General features: G+C 48.3%; 23 protein-coding genes. 20 read left to right on the top strand and 3 right to left on the bottom strand.

What is annotated here, in order from left to right; genetic code table 11:
- Positions 1–8 precede the first annotated feature (8 nt).
- The 15 genes from Q9R25_RS04785 (at position 9) to Q9R25_RS04715 (ending at position 14,531) form a co-directional block, all read left to right on the top strand.
- Positions 9–560 carry a cob(I)yrinic acid a,c-diamide adenosyltransferase gene (locus Q9R25_RS04785; protein WP_012726488.1) on the top strand — a complete coding sequence of 184 codons (552 nt, stop codon included), beginning with the start codon at positions 9–11 and terminating at the stop codon, positions 558–560.
- 7 nt (positions 561–567) lie between these two features.
- On the top strand, positions 568–1,806 hold the full coding sequence (yfmF, locus tag Q9R25_RS04780) for an EF-P 5-aminopentanol modification-associated protein YfmF (protein WP_215243860.1): 1,239 nt from the start codon (positions 568–570) through the stop codon (positions 1,804–1,806).
- On the top strand, positions 1,803–3,062 hold the full coding sequence (gene yfmH, locus Q9R25_RS04775) for an EF-P 5-aminopentanol modification-associated protein YfmH (RefSeq protein ID WP_214690805.1): 1,260 nt from the start codon (positions 1,803–1,805) through the stop codon (positions 3,060–3,062). The genes yfmF and yfmH overlap by 4 nt, the downstream gene beginning before the upstream one ends.
- Complete coding sequence (gene ymfI / locus Q9R25_RS04770; RefSeq protein ID WP_251125244.1) at positions 3,041–3,754, top strand: elongation factor P 5-aminopentanone reductase; 714 nt, start codon at positions 3,041–3,043, stop codon at positions 3,752–3,754. Before yfmH ends, ymfI begins: the two co-directional genes overlap by 22 nt.
- A gap of 93 nt (positions 3,755–3,847) precedes the next feature.
- Complete coding sequence (locus tag Q9R25_RS04765) at positions 3,848–4,624, top strand: YmfK family protein (protein WP_012726484.1); 777 nt, start codon at positions 3,848–3,850, stop codon at positions 4,622–4,624.
- A 27-nt stretch (positions 4,625–4,651) separates the two neighbouring features.
- On the top strand, positions 4,652–5,524 hold the full coding sequence (locus tag Q9R25_RS04760) for a helix-turn-helix domain-containing protein (protein ID WP_078147046.1): 873 nt from the start codon (positions 4,652–4,654) through the stop codon (positions 5,522–5,524).
- Between the two features lie 32 nt (positions 5,525–5,556).
- A complete protein-coding gene (pgsA, locus tag Q9R25_RS04755) occupies positions 5,557–6,135 on the top strand; it encodes a CDP-diacylglycerol--glycerol-3-phosphate 3-phosphatidyltransferase (protein WP_074036832.1) in 579 nt (192 codons plus the stop codon).
- 62 nt (positions 6,136–6,197) lie between these two features.
- Positions 6,198–7,424, top strand: a complete 1,227-nt coding sequence (locus tag Q9R25_RS04750; RefSeq protein ID WP_196430828.1) for a competence/damage-inducible protein A — start codon at positions 6,198–6,200, stop codon at positions 7,422–7,424.
- Between the two features lie 76 nt (positions 7,425–7,500).
- Positions 7,501–8,550 carry a recombinase RecA gene (gene recA / locus Q9R25_RS04745; protein WP_012726480.1) on the top strand — a complete coding sequence of 350 codons (1,050 nt, stop codon included), beginning with the start codon at positions 7,501–7,503 and terminating at the stop codon, positions 8,548–8,550.
- Positions 8,551–8,738: 188 nt separating this feature from the next.
- Complete coding sequence (gene rny, locus Q9R25_RS04740; protein ID WP_035387855.1) at positions 8,739–10,301, top strand: ribonuclease Y; 1,563 nt, start codon at positions 8,739–8,741, stop codon at positions 10,299–10,301.
- Positions 10,302–10,349: 48 nt separating this feature from the next.
- Positions 10,350–11,144, top strand: a complete 795-nt coding sequence (locus tag Q9R25_RS04735; RefSeq protein ID WP_159562409.1) for a TIGR00282 family metallophosphoesterase — start codon at positions 10,350–10,352, stop codon at positions 11,142–11,144.
- A gap of 26 nt (positions 11,145–11,170) precedes the next feature.
- The gene (locus tag Q9R25_RS04730) at positions 11,171–11,431 is read left to right on the top strand and encodes a stage V sporulation protein S (protein WP_012726477.1); all 261 of its coding nucleotides are present in this window, start codon (positions 11,171–11,173) and stop codon (positions 11,429–11,431) included.
- 166 nt (positions 11,432–11,597) lie between these two features.
- Positions 11,598–12,674 carry an L-threonine 3-dehydrogenase gene (gene tdh / locus Q9R25_RS04725; RefSeq protein ID WP_215243861.1) on the top strand — a complete coding sequence of 359 codons (1,077 nt, stop codon included), beginning with the start codon at positions 11,598–11,600 and terminating at the stop codon, positions 12,672–12,674.
- Positions 12,675–12,687: 13 nt separating this feature from the next.
- Positions 12,688–13,869, top strand: a complete 1,182-nt coding sequence (locus Q9R25_RS04720) for a glycine C-acetyltransferase (protein ID WP_074036841.1) — start codon at positions 12,688–12,690, stop codon at positions 13,867–13,869.
- 167 nt (positions 13,870–14,036) lie between these two features.
- Positions 14,037–14,531 (top strand): hypothetical protein, encoded by a 495-nt coding sequence (locus Q9R25_RS04715; protein ID WP_311282870.1) that lies wholly within the window; start codon positions 14,037–14,039, stop codon positions 14,529–14,531.
- A 26-nt stretch (positions 14,532–14,557) separates the two neighbouring features.
- Here the strand turns inward: Q9R25_RS04715 and Q9R25_RS04710 are convergent, their stop codons facing one another.
- Positions 14,558–15,106 (bottom strand): DUF4256 domain-containing protein, encoded by a 549-nt coding sequence (locus Q9R25_RS04710; RefSeq protein ID WP_078147039.1) that lies wholly within the window; start codon positions 15,104–15,106, stop codon positions 14,558–14,560.
- 88 nt (positions 15,107–15,194) lie between these two features.
- On the opposite strand from Q9R25_RS04710, the gene Q9R25_RS04705 reads away from it, so the two are divergent.
- Positions 15,195–16,001, top strand: coding sequence for a hypothetical protein (locus Q9R25_RS04705; protein WP_311282869.1), 807 nt, complete (start codon positions 15,195–15,197; stop codon positions 15,999–16,001).
- Positions 15,998–16,516, top strand: a complete 519-nt coding sequence (locus tag Q9R25_RS04700; protein ID WP_311282868.1) for a hypothetical protein — start codon at positions 15,998–16,000, stop codon at positions 16,514–16,516. Before Q9R25_RS04705 ends, Q9R25_RS04700 begins: the two co-directional genes overlap by 4 nt.
- Positions 16,517–16,547: 31 nt before the next feature.
- Here the strand turns inward: Q9R25_RS04700 and Q9R25_RS04695 are convergent, their stop codons facing one another.
- Positions 16,548–17,705, bottom strand: coding sequence for an MFS transporter (locus Q9R25_RS04695; protein ID WP_311282867.1), 1,158 nt, complete (start codon positions 17,703–17,705; stop codon positions 16,548–16,550).
- 257 nt (positions 17,706–17,962) lie between these two features.
- On the opposite strand from Q9R25_RS04695, the gene Q9R25_RS04690 reads away from it, so the two are divergent.
- Both Q9R25_RS04690 and Q9R25_RS04685 read left to right on the top strand, forming a co-directional pair.
- Entirely contained in the window at positions 17,963–18,556 is a 594-nt protein-coding gene (locus tag Q9R25_RS04690; RefSeq protein WP_311282866.1) for a GNAT family N-acetyltransferase, read from the top strand.
- Positions 18,557–18,590: 34 nt separating this feature from the next.
- A complete protein-coding gene (locus tag Q9R25_RS04685; RefSeq protein ID WP_214690814.1) occupies positions 18,591–19,151 on the top strand; it encodes a histidine phosphatase family protein in 561 nt (186 codons plus the stop codon).
- Positions 19,152–19,235: 84 nt separating this feature from the next.
- On the opposite strand, the gene Q9R25_RS04680 is transcribed toward Q9R25_RS04685, so the two are convergent.
- On the bottom strand, positions 19,236–20,240 hold the full coding sequence (locus Q9R25_RS04680; RefSeq protein WP_311282865.1) for a tyrosine-type recombinase/integrase: 1,005 nt from the start codon (positions 20,238–20,240) through the stop codon (positions 19,236–19,238).
- A 101-nt stretch (positions 20,241–20,341) separates the two neighbouring features.
- Here Q9R25_RS04680 and hflX point away from each other — a divergent pair, with 101 nt between their 5' ends.
- Positions 20,342–21,589, top strand: coding sequence for a GTPase HflX (gene hflX, locus Q9R25_RS04675; protein ID WP_311282864.1), 1,248 nt, complete (start codon positions 20,342–20,344; stop codon positions 21,587–21,589).
- Positions 21,590–21,591: the final 2 nt, after the last annotated feature.

Below are 21,591 nucleotides of genomic sequence, written 5' to 3'. Positions count from 1 at the left end.
GGAGTCGAATGAAACGTTATACACGAACGGGCGACAAGGGTGAAACATCATTAATCGGTAGTCGTGTCGAGAAATCCCATCCTCAGATTGAAGCGATGGGTCATCTCGATGAGTTGAATAGTCAGATTGGACTCGCCATCGCGCATCAAGAGGATGAGACGCTCCGAATACAGCTGACGAAGATTCAGCACGACTTGTTCGACCTCGGTTCGGAGCTGATGTATGCTGAGGCACCGCCAAAAATGGTCGATTTGTCAATCGTGACGGAACTAGAACGATGGATGGATGAGTGGGAGGAGTCCTGTCCGGAACTTGTGCGCTTCATCCTTCCGGGCGGCAGCGTTGCCGCAGCTAGCTTACATGTGGCTCGTGCCGTCTGTCGACGGGTCGAGCGTGACTTAGCGGCTCTCGGAGTCGCAGACCGGCAATTGCCTTACTTTAACCGCTTGAGTGATTATTTATTTACGGTTGCCCGTTACGCGAACGTCGTGGCAGGGGTGCCGGATCAAGAATATGCGCGCGGCGCTGCCGTGTTTCAACCAAAACGAAAAAAGGAGTGATCGGCAGATGAAAGGAATCGAACAGTTCCAACATCAATTGCACTACTCGGTCTATCCGACCAAAAAATTTAAAACGACGACTTGTCTCGTGTCATTCGCCGCTCCATTATCGGCGGAGACGGTCGCAGATCGGGCATTGCTCCCGTTCATTATGGAGAAATCGACGGCAACGTATCCATCCATTGAGTTATTTCACACACCGCTAGAGGAGTTGTATGACACAAACTTATATGCTGGTGCATCTAAGATCGGAAAGGAGCACGTCATCCAATTCCAACTCGAAGTCGTCAACGATCATCTTGTCGGAGAAGACGTATTGAGTCAGGCAATCGAGTTACTCGAAGACGTTCTCCTTCGTCCGAACGCATACGATGGGGCGTTCCAGCCACTCATCGTCGAGCAGGAACGTCGATTGCAACGTCAGCGTATCGAATCGGTCTATGATGACAAAATGCGTTTCGCCCAACAGCGTCTACAAGAAATGCTCGGAGGAGAACTTGCGATTCCGTCACTCGGTACGCTTGAGCAACTCGACCATGTCACACCGAAATCATTATATGAGGCATATCAATCGATGATTCAACATGACCGTGTGGACATCTATGTTGTCGGGGATGTCAATCGTGAGCAAGTCGAACAGGCTTTCAATCCATTGGAATCCCTTGGGACACGTCGACCACGCCTGTTACCAGAAGCGAGTCGAGGAGAGTTCAAGCGTTTGGAAGAACACCAAGACATTAAACAAAGCAAGCTCCATCTCGCTTATTCACTCAATGTCGACCCAAGAACGGAAGCGGCGATTCGTATGCAAGTCGTGAATGGATTGTTCGGAGGATTCCCTCACTCGAAACTGTTCATGAACGTGCGTGAAAAAGAGAGCCTGGCGTACTATGCCGCTTCACAATATAGTTCCCTCAGTCGGAAGTTGTTCGTCTATGCCGGCATCGATGCGTCGAACCAGCAAAAAACCGAACAGATCATCGAAGAGCAATTGAACGCTTTACAAGCGGGCGAGTTTGAGGATGAGACGTTGCAACAGACGAAAGAGTTGTTGTTCAATCAACGTCGACAACTTGGAGACAGTCCACGTCAATTGATTGCTTGGATGAGTGGAGCAGACGTTCGTCCGTTCTCGTTAGACGAAGAGATGGCAATCATTGAAAACACGACACGAGATCATGTCGTTGCGCTTGCGAAAGAAATGGAACTCGAAGCGGTTTATTGCTTGAAAGGAGGAGAAGCATGAAATTAGACTTTCCTAACGTCGGAGAGACGTTACATCATCACGTTCTCGACAATGGCCTCTCCGTTTACTTGTTGAAAAAGACTGGATATGAAAAAACATTCGCGACGTTCACGACTAAATATGGATCGATTGACCGACGCTTCAAACTAGAAGACTGGATCGAGGTTCCCGATGGTATCGCACATTTCTTAGAACATAAGATGTTCGAGAAAGAAGATGGTGACGTCTTCCAACAATTCGGTCGTCAAGGAGCGTCAGCGAACGCTTTCACTTCCTTCACACGGACGGCTTATTTGTTCGGTGCCACGTCCAAGATTTCGGAAAACGTACAAACGCTACTTGATTTCGTCCAGACTCCTTATTTTACGAAAGAGTCTGTCGAGAAAGAGAAAGGCATCATCGGTCAAGAGATTCAAATGTATCAAGACAATCCCGGATGGCGCTTGTATTTTGGTTTAATTGAGGCGATGTACGAGACACATCCCGTCAAGATTGATATCGCAGGTACAATCGAATCGATTTCAAAGATCACGGCGGAAGACTTGTACACCTGTCATCAAGCGTTCTATCATCCGAGCAACATGGCATTGTTCGTCGTCGGGAACATCGAACCGGATGAGATGCTTGCCTTGATTCGAGATAACCAAGCAGGTAAATCTTTTGAGACACCACGATTGAGTGCTCGTGAGACAGTATATGAACCGACCACGGTTCGTCTGTCAGAACGGGTCATCGAGATGGACGTCTCTGTACCGAAAGTCATGATTGGGTATAAGGATGTACCACAAGCTGGGGAAGCAGGTCTGAAGCAAGAATTGACAGTAGAATTGCTCATGCATGCGCTCTTCGACACGACAGCTCCTCTTTATACAGAACTTTATGCTGAAGGATTGATTGACGATGCCTTCTCGTTTGACTATACGTCAGAGGAAACGTTTGCCTTTGCCGCCTTGTCGATGGAGACGTCGGAAGTAGATGCGTTTGTCGACCGTGTGACGGAGGCGTTAGAACGTCCACTTCAGTTGAGTCAAGAGACGCTCGACCGGAAGAAACGCATGATGCAAGGACAGTTCTTGAAAGCATTGAACTCACCGGAATTCATCGCAAATCAGTTCTCTCGATATGCACTCAATGATGGGAATTTGTTTGAAATCCCGACTTTGATTGATGCCATCACACTCGACGAACTATACGAAGCATACGAGCGCTTGTTCCGCCATGAACAACGAACGGTATGCATCGTCAAAAAACGATGAAGACATTGATTGTTGGAGCGAGCGGTACCATCGGACGTGCCGTCTCGCTCGCTTTTCGTGAAGATGAACTGATTTTGCATGCGAACGAGAGTAGTGATAGACTCCGTCATTTGATAGATGAAGAGAATCTTTCGGCAGAAATTCTCCCTTGTGACCTAACAGACCGTGACGCTGTTGAGTCGTGGGTGCAGGATATGCTGGACATCGACCGAATTGTATATGTGGCCGGACATGCGCTCCATGGTCTCGTCGTCGACCAGTCGATGGATGAGCTCGACCGGCTGTACGATGTACATGTTCGGGCAATGATCCGACTCATCCAGTCCGTCGTTGCAAGGAAGCCTTACGATCATCACGTGGATATCGTGATTGTCTCGAGTGTATGGGGAGAGGTCGGTGCGGCGGCTGAGGTGTTTTATTCAACCGTCAAAGCGGCACAGCTCGGCTTCGTCAAGGCGTTCGCACGAGAAGCCGGACCGTTCAATGTTCGAGTCAATGCGGTGACCCCGGGGTGGATTGATACGCCAATGAATGATACGGTAGAAGAGTCGAAACAATCCGTGATCGATGACATTCCACTTGGACGTCTCGGTGCGGCAGAGGACGTGGCCAACACGATCCGTTTCTTGTGCTCACCGGACGCCTCGTATATGACGGGCACGGTGATACGCGTCGATGGCGGTTGGCAATGATCCGATTCATGTAAATAAACCTGTTCTTTTCAATTCTTCTAAAATAATTTAAAATAGGCAAGGTAGCGAACTCGCTCGAAAGGATGGTTGGGGATGGAACATAAATTCGAAGAGTGGTATCTCGAATATGAATTGTGTCAGAATCGACCGGGTATCCTCGGAGACATCGCATCTCTCATGGGGATGCTTCAAATCTCCATCGTCACCATCAATGGGGTCGATTTGCAGCGACGGGGAATGTTGCTCAAAGCACCTGCCGCCGATCATGTGCATCGACTCGAGCATATTTTAAAGCGGATGGAAGCTATTGCCGTCATCAAGTTGCGCCGTCCGAAGTTACGAGACCGGATTGCAATCCGTCACGGTCGTTATATCGACCATGATAGTGATGACAAAAAAACGTTTCGCTTCGTCCGTGAAGATTTGGGCATTCTCGTCGATTTCGTTGCGGAACTGATGAAGGAAGAACGCCATTTGTTAATCGGTGTTCGTGGAAATCCACGCGTCGGAAAGACGGAGTCCATCGTAGCAGCGAGTGTGTGTGCGAACAAACGATGGTTGTTTCTTTCCTCGACACTGATGAAACAGACCGTTCGGACCTCATTATTTGAAGAGGAACGGGAAGGCGATCACGTATACATAATCGATGGTGCCGTCTCTACCCGAACGATGGATGAACGACATCGCCAGCTCATTCGTGAAGTCATGCGGTTGCCGGCCGTGAAAGTCATCGAACACCCTGACCTGTACGTCCGAAACACCGATTGCGTGTATGAAGACTTTGATTATATTATTGAATTGAGAAACAATCCGGATGAGACGATCATCATCCCACAAGAAACGCATCGTGAGTCAGAATGGTTTGAATAATTATGTGAATGGAAGGTGTGGACCCCTGTGACAGAACTAGGGACTTTTTTGAAACAAAAGCGTGAGGAGAGCGGATTGACGCTCGACCAAATCCAGCAGACGACGAAGATTCAAAAGCGCTATATCATCGCAATCGAGGAAGGTGATTACAAAAATCTCCCTGGCTCTTTTTATGCACGGGCGTTCATTAAGACGTATGCGGAGTCGCTCGGCCTAGATGTGGATGAATTATACGAGACATATGCAAAAGATTTACCGGTCATCGAGGCACAGCCGTCTGTTCAACTCTCTCGGAAGAAAACGTATTCGAAGGCTTCCGAGTCGACAAGTCGGGTCTCGAGATGGGTTCCGAAAGTTCTCCTCGTTCTCACGGTCTTCTTGCTCATCACCGCGATTTATTTCGCAGTGAGAAGCATCGACTTCGGTGGTCAGGATGCAAGTCCTGCCGAACCGCCAAGTTCTGGTGTCACAGTCGACCAGAATGAGGATGTCCCGGCTGATGAACCGGTCGAGGAGGAACCGACTGAAGAGGAGCCGACCGAAGAAGAACCGCCAGCGGAATCTGGTCCGATTGCGGTGAAGGAGTCGAATGGGGCAGATATCACTTATGAACTCGCGACGAACGAGAAACTGTCGACCGAGATTTATGTGAAGGAGTCACCTGCCTCTTACGTGGGTGTTCGTGATACGTCGTTAGAAGGAGCCTTTCTCGCACCGGAGTATCCGAACCAGTCGAAACAGAATCCGATTGTCATTGAAGATGCCGAGACGGACACATTGCGTATTCGAATCGGACTCATCGCAGGCGTTGAGAAAATCGTCGTCAACGGTCGTGAGCTCGAGCTTCAAGAGTCTCCGGTCACACAAAATATTTTTGTAAAGAGAGTCGACGCCGAATAAGTCGACTCTCCTTCTAAGAGGAGGCGTTCTATATGAACCTACCTAACCGATTGACGATGCTACGCGTGGTCTTGATCCCCGTATTCGTCGTCTTACTCGCTGTTGATTTTGATTGGGGAAACATCGCTTTTTTAGGCGCTGATATCCCGATGCACCAATTTATCGCTGGTGTGATTTTTACGATTGCGGCCATTACAGACTGGTTAGACGGACATTTGGCCCGTAAGCATAACTTAGTCACGAACTTTGGTAAATTTATGGACCCGCTCGCAGATAAACTGCTCGTCACGGCGGCCCTTGTGTTGCTCGTTGAGATGGATCTCGTCGCGGCGTGGGTCGTCGTCGTGATTCTATCACGTGAATTTGCGGTTACAGGCTTACGTCTCGTCGCTGCCGATGAAGGGATTGTCGTCGCGGCCGGGAAATCTGGAAAAGCGAAGACGTGGGTGCAGCTCTTTGCCATCATCTTCTTACTGTTCGGTAACCCGATCTTTAGCTATGTCGGGATCCCGTTTGGCGAATGGGCGATGTGGTTGGCGCTCGTACTTACAATTTACTCAGGTGCCGAATATTTCGCACAAAACTATAAGATTATTGTGAAGTCGATGTAAGTCGACAGAGACGAGTTGGTTGATCTAGCTCGTCTTTTTTTTGAAGTTGAGGAGGAAATGAGATGAAACGAGCCGAAATCATTGCGGTAGGAAGCGAGTTGCTCTTAGGGGAAATCGTCAATACGAATGCGAGTTACATATCAGAACAACTGTCGAAGTACGGTGTGCCGGTCTTGTATCATCAAGTTGTCGGGGATAACGCGGTACGAATGCGAGAGACGTTTGAAATCGCCCGTCGTCGTTCCGACTTTGTCATCGTCACGGGTGGACTCGGTCCGACGGCGGATGATGTCACAAAGACAGTCCTTTCCGACTTACTAGACCGTCCGATCGTTCGGGATGAGGAAGCGTATGAGACGATTCAACGATTCCTCGTGTCACGAAATCGATTGATGAATGATGGGGACGCTCGCCAAGCCGACGTGCTCAGCGGAGCAGACGTATTACCAAATCCGGTCGGGCTTGCCCCGGGCATGTGGATTGCCGGAGACACGACGTGGTTGCTTTTACCGGGTGTGCCACGTGAAATGAAAGCTTTGGTCGAGGCGACGTTTCCGCAGAAACTATCAGGAGCGACGCTCGTCTCAGAGTCATTACGGTTTTATGAGATTGGAGAATCCGCTCTCGACGATGCCGTGAAGGACTTATTGGACGGCTCGAATCCGACCGTTGCCCCCTATGCCGAGACGGGAGAGGCAAGACTTCGGATCAGTGCTCGAGCGACGGACGAGGTGACCGCGCGTCAGATGATTGAAGAAGTGAAGACTGAGATTATGAAACGGGTCGGTTCGTACTACTTCGGCTCTGACGATGAAACGATCGCATCACATCTTGTCCAATCATTGTCTAGATTGAATCGTACGTTCGCTGTGGCTGAGTCGTTGACCGGCGGCGAGGTACAATCGATGATTACATCAACACCTGGCGCTTCAGTCGTCTTTCTAGGTGGAGTCGTGACCTATTCGGATGAGCTAAAAAATAGGTATTTAGGGGTCTCGCTTGATACAATTAAACAGCACTCAGTCGTCTCAAAAGAAGTTGCCTATGAGATGGTGGACGGATTGTCAAAGACCACCCATGCCGACTATGCCCTCTCTTTCACGGGAGAGGCAGGACCGACATCGAATTCGGGTCGTCCGATCGGTACGGTCTATATCGGAGTGAAGACACCAAACGGAATAGAAGTCATCGAGCGGACGTATCCCCATCAAGAACGGAATATCATCCGCATGCGAGCCGCGAAGGACGGATTATGGGCTCTCATTCAACGAATCAAAAAAGGCGAATAAATGTTCGTAAAAAACTTGTGTATCGTACAGTGTTCACGTATAATAAGAGTATCAATTAAAGGAGGCTCATTTATCTATGAGTGATCGTAAACAAGCGTTAGAAATGGCATTACGCCAGATTGAAAAACAATTCGGTAAAGGCTCAATCATGCGCCTTGGTGAAAATACAGACCAACAAGTATCGGTCATCCCTTCAGGGTCAATCGCCCTCGACGTCGCGCTCGGTGCGGGTGGATATCCACGCGGTCGTGTCATCGAAGTATACGGACCAGAATCTTCAGGTAAGACGACGGTTGCCCTTCATGCGATTGCAGAAGTCCAAAAGCGTGGCGGTCAAGCAGCATTCGTTGATGCCGAGCACGCACTCGATCCGAAGTATGCTAAAAATCTTGGGGTCAACATCGATGAGTTGCTCCTTTCACAGCCGGATACTGGGGAGCAAGCGCTCGAAATCGCTGAAGCGCTCGTTCGCTCTGGAGCAGTTGATATCCTCGTCGTCGACTCGGTTGCGGCACTCGTACCGAAAGCCGAAATCGAAGGGGAAATGGGAGACTCGCACGTCGGTCTTCAAGCTCGTTTGATGTCTCAAGCACTTCGTAAGTTGTCTGGTGCGACGAACAAGTCGAAAACGATTGTCATCTTCATCAACCAAATCCGTGAGAAGATCGGGATCATGTTCGGTAACCCGGAAACGACTCCAGGGGGCCGTGCCTTGAAATTCTACTCTTCTGTACGTCTTGAAGTTCGTCGTGCGGAGACGCTCAAACAAGGTCAAGATATGGTCGGGAACCGTACGAAGATCAAGATTGTAAAAAACAAGATTGCACCTCCGTTCAAAACAGCGGAAGTTGATATTATGTATGGTGAGGGGATCTCGCGTGAAGGGGAACTCATCGATATCGGTGCAGACCTCGACATCGTTCAAAAGAGCGGAGCTTGGTACTCGTTCAATGAAGAACGTCTTGGTCAAGGCCGTGAAAACGCCAAGCAATACATGAAAGAAAATCCAGCAATCGCAGCTGAGGTCGAACAACAGATTCGAGATCACTACGGATTGAATGGAGAAAAAACGGTCACGGTCGAAGGCGAAGACGACGAAGTCCTCTCACTTCTCGATGACGAATAAGCACATCGTCTCACTCGAATTCTTTCGAGTGAGATTTTTTTAGTATAATTTTTTAGGCAATTGGTAGTTCTATCCTGTCCGTGCATTGCATTCTCCCTATTAAATAAGTACAATAAAGTTATGCGTGGGCTTGCCCGTGTATCTCACTTATTAAAAAAATAAAATAACCTTGCGAAAGGGAGGTGAACATGATGGAATGGCTATACTGGCTTATTCTGATCCTCCTTTTGCCGATAGCTTTTGTTGCAGGTTTTTTTGTGCGTAAATCGATCGCCGAAGCGAAGATTCAAGGTGCCGAGACGGAAGCGACTAAGATTGTAGAGCAAGCAAAACAACAATCGGAAGCGATGCAAAAAGAAGCACGGCTTGAAGTAAAAGAAGAGATGATTCAACTTCGTAATGAGACGGAACAAGAATTGCGTGAACGTCGCGAAGAACAGAAAGTGAAAGAGAATCGCCTCGTTCAAAAGGAAGAGCTTCTTGACCGCAAAGCAGACATGCTCGAGCGGAAAGAAGACTCGCTAGATGAACAGGAACGAGGACTCGAAAAACGCAAGCGTGAAGCAGAAATGCTCGAAAGCAAAGTGGAGGAGTTATACGAAGAGGCACGCCGAGAACTTGTACGCGTGGCATCCCTCTCGAAAGATGAAGCACGTACCATCATCATGGACGAAGCGAAGCAGGAAGCGCTTCACGATGCTGCTCTCCTTCAAAAAGAAATCGAGCAAAAAGCAAAACAAGAAGCGGATAAAAAAGCGAAACACCTCTTATCTCTCACGATGCAACGATATGCAGCTGAACATGTCGCCGAGACGACGGTATCCGTTGTCAACTTACCGAGTGATGAGATGAAAGGTCGTATCATCGGGCGCGAAGGACGTAACATCCGGACGCTCGAAACGTTGACTGGGATTGACCTCATCATCGATGACACACCAGAAGCCGTCATCTTGTCAGGGTTCGACCCGGTTCGTCGTGAAATCGCGAAGATGACGCTTGAAAAACTCGTTCAAGACGGTCGGATTCACCCGGCTCGAATTGAAGAAATGGTAGAGAAGTCTCGCCGTGAAGTGGATGAACGCATTCGTGAATACGGGGAGGAAGCTACGTTTGAAGCCGGAATTCACGGACTCCATCCAGACCTTGTCAAGACGCTCGGTCGCATGCGTTATCGTACGAGTTATGGTCAGAACGTCTTGTCTCACTCGGTTGAGGTGGCACATCTTGCCGGGATGATGGCAGCCGAACTTGGTGAAGATGTCACGCTCGCGAAACGGGCAGGACTCTTACACGATATCGGGAAAGCAATCGACCACGAAGTCGAAGGTAGTCACGTTGAAATCGGTGTAGAACTCGCGACGAAATACAAAGAACATCCGGTCGTCATCAATTCGATCGCTTCCCACCACGGGGACGTCGAGGCGACATCGACGATTGCTGTACTTGTGGCAGCGGCTGATGCTTTGTCAGCAGCGCGTCCTGGAGCTCGCCAAGAGACACTTGAAAGCTACATCCGTCGTCTTGAGCGACTCGAATCAATCTGTGAGTCGTTCGAAGGTGTCGAGAAATCGTATGCGATTCAAGCAGGACGTGAAGTTCGGATTATCGTTCGCCCTGATGTCGTTGACGATGTCGTCGCCGGTAAGATGGCACGTGATATTTGTAAGCGAATCGAGGACGAACTCGATTATCCTGGACAAATCAAAGTGACGGTCATTCGTGAAACACGTTCCGTCGATTATGCGAAGTAAACGAAGCGGAGAATTTCTCCGCTTTTTCTGTTTGAGGGAGGACTTTATATGAAAATTTTATTTATCGGTGATGTGGTCGGGAAACCAGGTCGTGATATATTGACGAAACAAATCGGACGCTTGAAAGACAAATACAACCCGACGTTCATGCTCGTCAACGGTGAGAATGCAGCAAATGGACGTGGTCTTACGAAAAAGATTTACCAACAGTTTTTGGAGCTCGGCTTTCATGGGGTAACGATGGGAAACCACACGTGGGACAACCGTGATATCTTTGATTGGATCGACGACGCCGACCGGATCGTCCGTCCGGCCAACTATCCGGACGGGACACCTGGGGTTGGCATGATGAAGTTGAAACAAAATGGGAAGAAATTGGCCGTGATCAATGTCATGGGAAATGTCTTCTTGCCGTCTCTTGACTGTCCGTTCCGTACCGTCGACCGTCTCGTCGAAGAAGTGCGCGATGAGGTCGATGCGATTTTTGTGGATGTCCATGCTGAGGCGACAAGCGAGAAAATCGCTATGGGCTATCATCTCGACGGTCGCGCTCAAGCCGTTGTCGGGACACATACACACGTGCAGACAGCGGACGAGCGTGTCCTACCGAACGGCACGGCCTACATTACAGACGTCGGCATGACCGGTCCACTAGACGGGGTACTCGGAATGGATGCGTCGACTGTTTTAAAAAAATTTATGACACAACTCCCAGTTCGGTTTGAAGTTGCCGAGGGACGGGAACAACTTAATGGAGTTTTCATTACAATCGATGATCAGACGAAACGAGCGACAAAAATCGAACGAATACACCTAGATGATCAGACCGTCTGGTTTGATTGAACAACCTACCCGAGGGGGAAACAAGAATGGACGTACTCAAAGTTTCGGCAAAATCGAACCCTAACTCCGTTGCGGGTGCTTTAGCGGGTGTGCTACGTGAAAAAGGAACGTGTGAGATACAGGCGATCGGGGCAGGTGCACTGAATCAGTCCATCAAAGCCGTCGCGATTGCCCGAGGCTTCGTCGCGCCAAGCGGTCTCGATTTGATTTGCATTCCGGCCTTTACTGATATTATGATTGACGGAGAGGAACGTACTGCCATCAAGCTCATCATTGAGCCGCGATGAGCGGTCGGGACATAGGTCCTATTCTTGTGAAGAGGAGCCATCGGCGCGGATGGCTCCTCTTTTTTTGTGTAAATCGGACGTTCTATCTTCTCAGTTTCGTCATTTTATGACAAGATGATAAAGAACGTATCGTTCGATCATTAGAGACAAGAGGGGGACGTTTTCAATGGAACAACTTGTGTCAACCAAAGAGACGGAATCAACGACACCAGTAATGAAAGCGATTCAAAAACACACGGCCGGGTTTGGGGCAAAACTGGTCGACGTACCAGTTCCGACACCAGGACCTGGAGAAGTACTCATTCAAGTCAAAGCGACATCGATTTGCGGGACCGATGTCCACATCTATGAGTGGGATGAATGGTCACAGAGCCGCGTCAAACCACCATACGTATTTGGTCATGAATTTTCGGGGGAAGTCGTGGCGCTCGGAGAAGGGACGAAGCGAATCAAAGTCGGACAGACGGTGTCTGCTGAAACGCATATCGTCTGTCATCAGTGTAAACAATGTTTGCGCGGGCAGTACCACATCTGTAAGAACACAAAAATCATCGGGGTGGACACGCAAGGCTGCTTCGCAGAATACGTCGTCATGCCCGAAGAGAACTTATGGGTGAACCCGGAGTCGATGCCAGCGAAACTGGCATCGATTCAAGAACCGCTCGGGAATGCGGTGCACACGGTGTTGGCGAGTGATGTGTCAGCTAAATCGGTCGCCATCGTCGGTTGTGGCCCAATCGGACTCATGGCGGTCGGTGTCGCCAAAGCAGCAGGGGCGAGTCGTGTCTATGCGATTGACGTCAATCCATATCGCTTACAACTTGCCGAAAAGATGGGGGCCGATGTCGTCATCAACAGTTTAGAGGAGAATCCGCTCGAATTGATTGAACGTGAGACCGACGGGGACGGAATCGATGTCGTCTGCGAGATGAGCGGTCATCCGATTGCCATCGATCAAGCGTTTAAGTTGGTCACGGCAGGCGGGGACGTCAACGTCTTGTCACTCCCGGCCCGTCCGGTCGCCATCGATCTCACACGGGACGTCGTCTTTAAAGGGGTCCGCGTCCAAGGGATCACAGGACGTAAGATGTATGAGACGTGGGGCCAGGTCTCGACGATGCTCGCGACGGGTCAGCTGAACGTCGAACCGATCATCACACACGTCTTCAAGCTCGAGGAGTTCGAAAAAGGATTCGAACTCATGCGGGCAGGGAAATGTGGGAAGGTCGTCTTAATACCATAAAGGGGGAAACAACATGGCATTTGAACATATTACAGAAGCAATCAACGAGATGAAAGAACAAGGGACGTTCCGTAAGCTCGTCCCACTCGAATCAGCACAAGGGAATGAAGTGACAATCGATGGAAAGTCACTCGTCCAACTGTCGTCAAATAACTATCTCGGACTTGCGAACCACCCGCGCTTGAAACAGGCAGCCATTGAAGCGGTCGAGCAATACGGCGCAGGAACGGGATCAGTCCGTACGATTGCCGGAACGTTCGAGATGCACGAAGCATTTGAGCGCGAACTCGCGGAGTTCAAACATACGGAGGCCTCACTCGTCTTCCAATCAGGATTCGCGACGAACCTCGGGGTATTGTCTGCACTGCTTGGACCGGAGGATGTCGTCATCAGTGACGCCCTCAACCATGCGTCAATCATCGATGGGATTCGCCTCACGAAAGCGGCTCGACGTATCTATAAACACGTCGACCTCGAAGACTTGGAGAAGGCGTTGAAAGAGACACAAGATTATCGCACACGTCTTGTAGTGACGGACGGTGTGTTCTCGATGGACGGGAACATCGCACCGCTTCCGGCCATCGTCGAACTCGCCGAGAAGTATGACGCTGCGGTCATGGTCGATGATGCTCACGCATCTGGCGTTCTCGGGAAGAACGGTCGCGGAACGGTCAACCACTTCGGTTTGGACGGTCGTGTCGCGCTTCAGGTCGGGACGCTCTCAAAAGCGATCGGTGTCCTCGGTGGCTATGTCGCCTGTTCACAAGATATTCGGGATTACTTGATCCACAAAGGTCGCCCGTTCCTCTTCTCGACATCACATCCACCGGCAGTCGTGGCGGCGAACCGTGAAGCGATCCGTGTGATGAAAGAGGAAGAAGAGCTGTTCGACAAGCTATGGGCGAACACCGAGTTCTTCAAAAACGGTTTACGTGACCTTGGTTTCGATATCGGACATGCGACGACACCGATCACACCGGTCATGCTCGGCGAAGAGACGCTTGCGCATACATTCTCGGACAAGTTGAAAGAGCATGGTGTATTCGCACAGAGTATCGCTTTCCCGACGGTCGAACGCGGGAAAGCCCGTATCCGGACCATCGTCACAGCGGAACATACACGTGATGACCTCGAACGGGCACTCGAAGCGTTTAAAACAGTCGCGGAAGAGTTGAATGTGACACTACACGCATAAATGAGAACTGCAGACGATCTGTCTGCAGTTTTTTGGTGGATTTGTATATGAAATCGAGTATATTCAAATAGGGTATGGATGAAGTAAATCGAAATATAGCGTATTTCTTAATATTTCAATTACCGTATTTTGATTGAATTAGTACATCTCAGAAATGAGGAAAGGCTATGTTTCAGCAAGGGATCTTTCAAGTGGGGATGGTGTTAGATCGAGAGACGTTTTCGATCCTGACGATTTCACCACCATTCATAATAAATGTGATATTTAGTGTCCTGATTTTGATTGGCGTCTTGTACTTTCGGAGTGAGAGTTGGAAAGGGAAATTGTGGAACGTTGTACTGATGTGTTACGCGCTCTTATTCATCTTTGTCTATATAGGAGCCTGGTTTGTGAGGCTGAAATACAACCTTACACCGAGTTTCAACGAGTCGTTCGCCCTCGAACGCTTTCCTGGATGGAAGATTTTTTTCAAGCAATGGATTGAGAACGGTATAGAAGAACCGAATTTGACAGCAAATGCGATTGCGTTTGGTGCGTTGCTGTTCTACTTCAGGAAGTTCAAGGGTAAATATACGTGGATATTAAGGCTTTTCGCAGTGATTCCTGTCAGCTTATTTTTCATCATATATATTCCGAAAGTCTTTAGTTGGTTATTGCAATAAAAAAGAAGCAAGGCGCAATGCCTTGCTTAAATCGTGATCATTCCTCTAAATCCTCGAGCGGCATAATAGGAATCTGCACCATTGTGGTAGACGAAGATGTGATCATAGCGACGGTCGCAGAACAGGGCGCCACCTTTTTGACGAATGGTGTCCGGTGTCTGAATCCAACTTGACGTCTTCAAATCGAATGCACCGAGCGTTTGTAAGTGTCGGTATGTTTCTTCATCGAGAAGGGTTATGCCCATCTGTTCAGATAGGGCGACCGCGCTTCCGGCGGGTTTGTTCTTCTTACGTGCCTCGAGCGCTGGTTCGTCATAACAGAGGCTTCTTCGACCGCTCGGACTCTCGGCTGAACAGTCGCAAAAAGCGAGGTCTCCGTTAGGGAGTCGAATCACGTCCGGTTCTCCGCCAGTCTCTTCCATCAAAGCGAGGGTGGTCAACTTGTCTTGATTAATCTGAATTCGTTCCAATACGTCTGACCAGACGGCGTCAGGATGACGTTCAACGTTTTCGGTAAAGCGAGACTCTAAGGTGTTTAGTAACTCGATGGTTTCTTCCTGTGAAAGTTTCGACATGGAAATCACTCCGATCATTTGTTTCTTTTAGTATACGATATGAATCGCTACAGGTTGTCTTATCCATTATGAGAAAGGGGAATCTAATTTGAATTTTGATGAAATATACGTTGAGTATCTAAAGGTGAACGCATTTCAGACAATGGATCTGTTCACATTGAAAACAGACTATTTTAGTCGATTGCCTGTCGATTCATATCGAGTTACAGATTATTGTGAACTTGATGTGACTGTCACAAAGTCACAATTAGTACGACTTCGGTACATTGATTTGACCTTGCCGTTAGGCGTTTACATAGAGGAAAAACTTTTCTTGTTGTATGATCCGTATCGTCGTGAAATCTATTCAACTCAGACACGGATCGATCTCGATAAACGACGCATCTCGACAGTTGATTTTCTAAGTGCTTACAGTCGCGAGTTTCATGACCCTGATTCGTTTTCTCTAAAGAAAGAAAATCTATTTAACCTACCGTCGGATAGTAACTGGAGGGAATTTGGGTTACCAAAAGTGAAATCGGCAGCGGCGTTCTCATCCCAACTATTACATATATTGGATGTCACTTCGTTTCAGTCAATTTTAAAGAATAATCGATTTTTATCTGATTTCAAGGGATGGGCAGAACAGACAAAGTGTGAGTACAGTATCGAACATCATGGGAGAAGGATATGGTCGAATGACTATATGTTGACATGCAATCTTTCCAATGTATCTGAAAGTGAACAGCTACAATTGGTTACAATGATTGAGACAAGAGAAGAATTAGAAGAATTTCGATTTATGATTGAGACCGAAGCGTGCATTATGTCACTGTTTATTTTAGGAGATATAAAGCAAGGTTTTGGCGTCGGAGTATTTCAATACGAAAGTGACAAAAAGGGGAAGGGACAATGAAGTTTGAAGACTTATTCTTCTATAAAGGTATGGTTCACGTGTTTGATTTTCAGCATGATTTAGAATCGAGTCGCCTGACCTTTCAAGTGAAGTTACTCGATCACCTGAAGAAGCGAAACACGAAATTCCGTGAACGAGTCGAAGTGGATGGCGTTTATTCGCAACGAGAAGTGATCAATGTAAAACTATGTTTCGAAGATGTCATCTATATGGAGGTCATTCAAGAGTCATTTGCGGATGGGATCATGGATGAACCGACAGATGAGTTCGAAGGAACGCAGATCAAGCGATTCGAGCAATCGGGATATGTAGACTTTTTGAAACAGACGCGTTTCTCATTTTGGGAAGTGATACATGACGACTCAACAATCTTCACGCACTATCGCATTAGCGGTCTGAACTCAGTTTTAGAAATCGTCACGCTTTCGGAACCGACCGTTGCATCTGTGATTTCACTCGATTGTAATCGAAAAGGAAGTCCAACCATATACTTCGGTGGAAAGTTCTATACATAAGGCGCCCTCTCTTAGAGAAGGCGCCTCTTGTTTATACAGATGATACGGTCAACATAGACTGTTCAGTCAATCGTCCGATCCAAATCAACGGAAGGGTCAAAAGTGCTCCGAGAAGGTAAACCGAATCGATCGGTAGTCCATCCGCAAGAAGACCGAAAAGCAAACTCCCCACACTGAATGCGAGGGCGTATCCCGTTTGTTGCACACTATATACATAGGGAAGTCGCGCAGTCGGGATCTGTTCTTGAATGACGGTATTCGCCTGGATGATGCGCATTTGTGTGGCTGCCCCTTGAATCACTAACGCCAAAATTGCGAACGTAAGATGTTCGGTCACGCCGAACAAGAGGGCGGCAACAATGGATAAGACGGCAGTCGAAGGTAGCGAGGGTGCTCGACGAGACCGATAAAGATAGGCACTCGCCGCAATCATACTAATCAAAAATGATGCGTTCAGAGTTCCCCACCAGCCTGTATCGACTTGCAGATGTCGCTCGAGATAGACGAGGAGCAACGCTGAAATCCAAAGCGTGCTGACAAATGATTCATACGTCACAAACCAAGTCACACGATGAGCGAATGGTGACGTTCTTACATAAGTAAGACTATCGCGTAAGGTAATCGATTCCTCCGTTCCATCATCGACGATGTCTTCCGTAAGCGATTGATAGAAGTAAATCGTCACAACCGTTGAAAGGCTGAAGAGAACGAGTGAAACGATTAACGCAAAGGCGCTAGACGAGAGAGAGACGAGCATCGTCCCGAGCGGCCACATCGCGAGTTGGATGAACTGATTGGAACCTTGAACGAGGCTGTTCGCTTGTTGACGATTCGTCGCCAAACTTGGGATGAACGAGGCTTGAATCGGACGTGCGAACCCATCGAGGAATGCAATCCACATGACGAGTCCGAGAATAAGAATCGAATCCGTGAAGAGAACGAGAACAAGGGTGACCGTCTTCATCAGTTGTGACAGGACGAGCGTTTTCCCGAGAGAGTAGCGACTGAGGATGCGGGCGAAAAAGAGTCCGCTGAGCGTCATACCGGCAGTCACGGCAATCGGGAAGCTGGCTGCCATCAGAGCGGACCCAGTTTGTTGATACAGCAAGGCAATGAGCGCGACGATGTACAGGACATCGCCAATGTTTGCGAGCCATTGGCTAACGAGCAGTGTGTAAAAGGATTTCATCACAAATCTCCTCCGAATCTATTCAATTTGGTGGGTTGGACGAATCGTTTTTACACATTTTCACCTCTTCATAAAATGATATAAAAATAATTATACAAAATTTGATTAATTCTGTAAACTTGTCATACGGGTGAAATTGTCATAGTAGGAGGATGGAATGATTCAACAAGCTTTGATGGTAGTGGGTATAAAGCAATTGCGTGGCTTACTTTACGAAAGTGAATTGAAAAAATAATGAATGATAAGGATGGGACTATATGCTTGAATATAAACTAAATGACGATGTCACACTGAGAATGTTCAATACAGACGATGCGGACGAGTTATTTAAGCTGACGATTGCATCGAAGCCTTATTTGCGAGAGTGGCTTGGCTGGCTCGACTATATTGAGACGGTGGAAGACTCGAAGCAGAACATAGAGGGACGAATCAAAGGGTTGATTGAAACGGGCGGGCGCCCAAAATCGTTCGCTTTGATGTATAAAGGAGCACTGGCCGGAACAATTGGATTTAACGAAATCGATCGTGGTATTCAATGTGGCACAATCGGATACTGGCTCGGACAAGAGTTTCAAGGGAAAGGCATCATGAGTCAAGCGCTCGAGACCATCATCGAGTATGGGTTTCAAGATTTGAAACTAAATAAAATTGAGATCCGAGTCGCGACAGAGAATGTGAAGAGTCGGGCACTTCCGGAACGATTCGGCTTTAAGGAAGAAGGGGCCATTCGAGATGCGGAGTGGCTGTATGACCGTTACGTCGATCATGTCGTCTACGGGTTGTTGCGACATGAATTTTTGCAGCTAAACCATCATTCTAAAGCTTATGATGAGGCTGGACATCGTATGTAAACAACGACGAGACATTATAAAAGGGGACTACTGAATGACAACTATATATTTTGTCAGACATGCACATTCTACCTATACACCAGACGAATTCGCCAGACCGTTATCTGAGAAAGGAATGCATGATGTTGCTGAAATTACAAACCTTCTAATCGATGAGGGGATCGATATCGTGACTTCGAGTCCATATAAACGAGCCGTTCAAACCGTAAAAGGCATCGCGGATTATCTTGGACAGGACGTTGTAGTGTCGGATGATTTGAGAGAGCGAACCTTGACTTCAGAACCGGCTAAAGACTTTACAAGCGCGATGGAGACCGTTTGGAAAAATCCTGCGTTCGCATGGGAAGGGGGAGAGTCGAACGATCAGGCTCAATCTAGAGGGGTAGAGGCTCTCATATCACTGCTCCGTACGTACGAAGGGAAAAAAGTGGTGCTCGGCACACATGGAAATATTATGGTTCTCATGCTGAATTATTTTGATGCGCGATATGGATATGAATTTTGGAAAGAACTCGACATGCCGGATATCTATAAGGCGACTTTTGAGAACAACACATTGATGAGTGTCGAGAAGTTATATAAACCTCAAGGTTAGAAATCGATTGACTATAGATGGTAAGGATCAAGTTGTCTTCGCACCATTGGATAACCTGAAATCGTACAGACCAAGACCCGCCCTTCACGAGAGGGCGGGTCTTTCGTCTGACTCAAATAACTCAGTTCCGAACTCTTCATACGCCTGTTCATACCGGCGGAGGGAAGATTCCTTATGCATACAGGTGATATTCATCCGCTCGGATGGTGTCAGATCGACCGCATATGTCTTCAACACATGGGCGTTTCGAAGCATCGATGGCGTGACGGAGCGCGCGAGTCCACTTCGTTCGTTCAACTGCCGCATCATTTTCGTAATCATGACGATCGTCAATTGCTTCGGTTGATTCTTCGCATACACCCAGCGGAACGTCATCCGGGCAAAATCGAATGAGACGAAGACCGGGTCTTCTGAATACCAACGTGGTCGTACCGGGGTCGGGATATCAGCCAGGTAATTCATGAGCAAAGATTGATCTTCCTGTGACAGCTTCAACGTGAAACGGTTTCCGAGACGATCATACACGTCGAAGGTGTGATCGGCCAGATGCAAGTCGCTCATTCGCAAACGAATGATGTGATGGACACGCAATCCATATTTATAGAAAAGCGTCACAATCAGTTCGTTCCGATTGACGAGATAAGGATGAGCTTGGAGCTGATTCTCACTCAGTCCTCTCGTCGAACGAATCGTTTGAACGAATCGGTCGAATTCAGATTCGAGTGCGACTTGGTCGACTGTCAACGTATGTGCCGGTTGGGAATAGGCAAGCATCTTTTTACGAAGCGGATTTAAAAATTGGGTCAGGCTATTGATGACCGTGACGATTCTTGCGACGGTCGCCTGTTGATAGTGCTTCTCTTCGATTAAGAAGTCATTCACGAATGTCTTCCACGATTCGAGCGGAACGTCTAACCAGTCCGTCGGTTCGTTCAGTTCGACATTGTGGTCGTGAAAGTATTTATGCACGTCGATCAAGTCGTAGCGATATCGCTTAAGCGTCGAGGGTTGACGACCGCTGGCGCCGAGATGATAGAGGTACGTTTCAATAAATTCCGGGAGCGGGTAGTCTTTTCTTCGTTTCGTCATGGTCGAGCCTCCTTCTTCCTTTATCCTACCACAAACGGACGTTCTCTATACGCTGATTCGTGGTAAGATGGAAGGTGAGACTTTATGGAATGAGGGATTACATGATTGAACGTGAAAAAGTTGTCATCGTCGGTTGTCAGTTGCCTAGTACCGATGATTGGACATATGAACAGTCGATGGGCGAGCTCGTCGAACTCGTGGACACGGCGCAAGGCGAAGTCGTTGCCAGACTCGACCAAAAGCGTCAACAAATCGACCGTCGTACCTTTATCGGGAAAGGGAAAATCGAGGAACTCGCGATGCTCGTCGAACAGTTCGAGCCGGACTTATTGATTTTCAACGCCGAATTGACACCGGCACAGTCGAAAAACATTCGCATCGCCTTGAACGACCCAGATGAGATGAAGTTGATTGACCGCACACAGCTCATCTTGGACATCTTTGCGAGCCGTGCGCGATCGCGCGAAGGGAAATTGCAGGTCGAACTCGCGCAGATGAACTATTTGCTGCCGCGTCTCATCGGCCAAGGCACACAGCTTTCGCGACTCGGTGGTGGAATCGGGACGCGTGGTCCTGGTGAGACGAAACTTGAATCGGATCGTCGTCACATCAAGCGCCGCATCGATGAAATCACGAAACAGCTCGAGGGGACAGTCGCACACCGTGGACGTTACCGAGAACGCCGAAAAGAAAACAGGGTATTCCAAGTCGCGCTCGTCGGGTATACGAATGCTGGGAAGTCGACAATCTTTAACCGATTGACCGATGCCGACACGTACGAGCAGGATGAATTGTTTGCGACGCTCGACCCGTTGACGCGCGAGCTCGAACTTCCGCGAGGTGGGAAAGTACTGATCACAGATACGGTCGGCTTCATCCGTGACTTGCCGACGAAACTCGTTGCCGCGTTTCGTTCGACATTAGAAGAAGTTGTCGGTGCCGACTTGATCCTTCATGTCATCGATGCATCGAACCCACATTATCTGAATCAAATCGATACGACGAATGCGGTATTAGAGGAACTCGGTGCGAGTGAGGTGCCTCAGCTCGAGGTATATAATAAGAAAGACCGTCTCACGGAAGACTTCGTCGGCGGACCGTTATTGATCTCGGCAATCGCCTCGGAAGATATCGTGACGTTGACAGGTGCTCTCGAGGATAAGATTGCGGACATTTTGACAAAAGTCCATGTCATTCTCCCGGTGACGGCGTTTGAACACTACCACCCGGCCAAAGAGGCGATGTATCGTCTTGAAGAGAGCTTTTTAGATGACGGTTCTGTCGAATTAGTAGGTTATATGAGAGAAGACACGCGTCTATATGCGACGCTAAAACAATTTGAGGTGTAAGT

Origin of the sequence: Exiguobacterium sp. BG5(2022) (assembly GCF_031844365.1) — a bacterium.
In the GTDB taxonomy this organism is placed as follows: Bacteria; Bacillota; Bacilli; order Exiguobacteriales; family Exiguobacteriaceae; genus Exiguobacterium; species Exiguobacterium profundum.
This window is presented reverse-complemented; position numbering and strand designations above follow the sequence as displayed.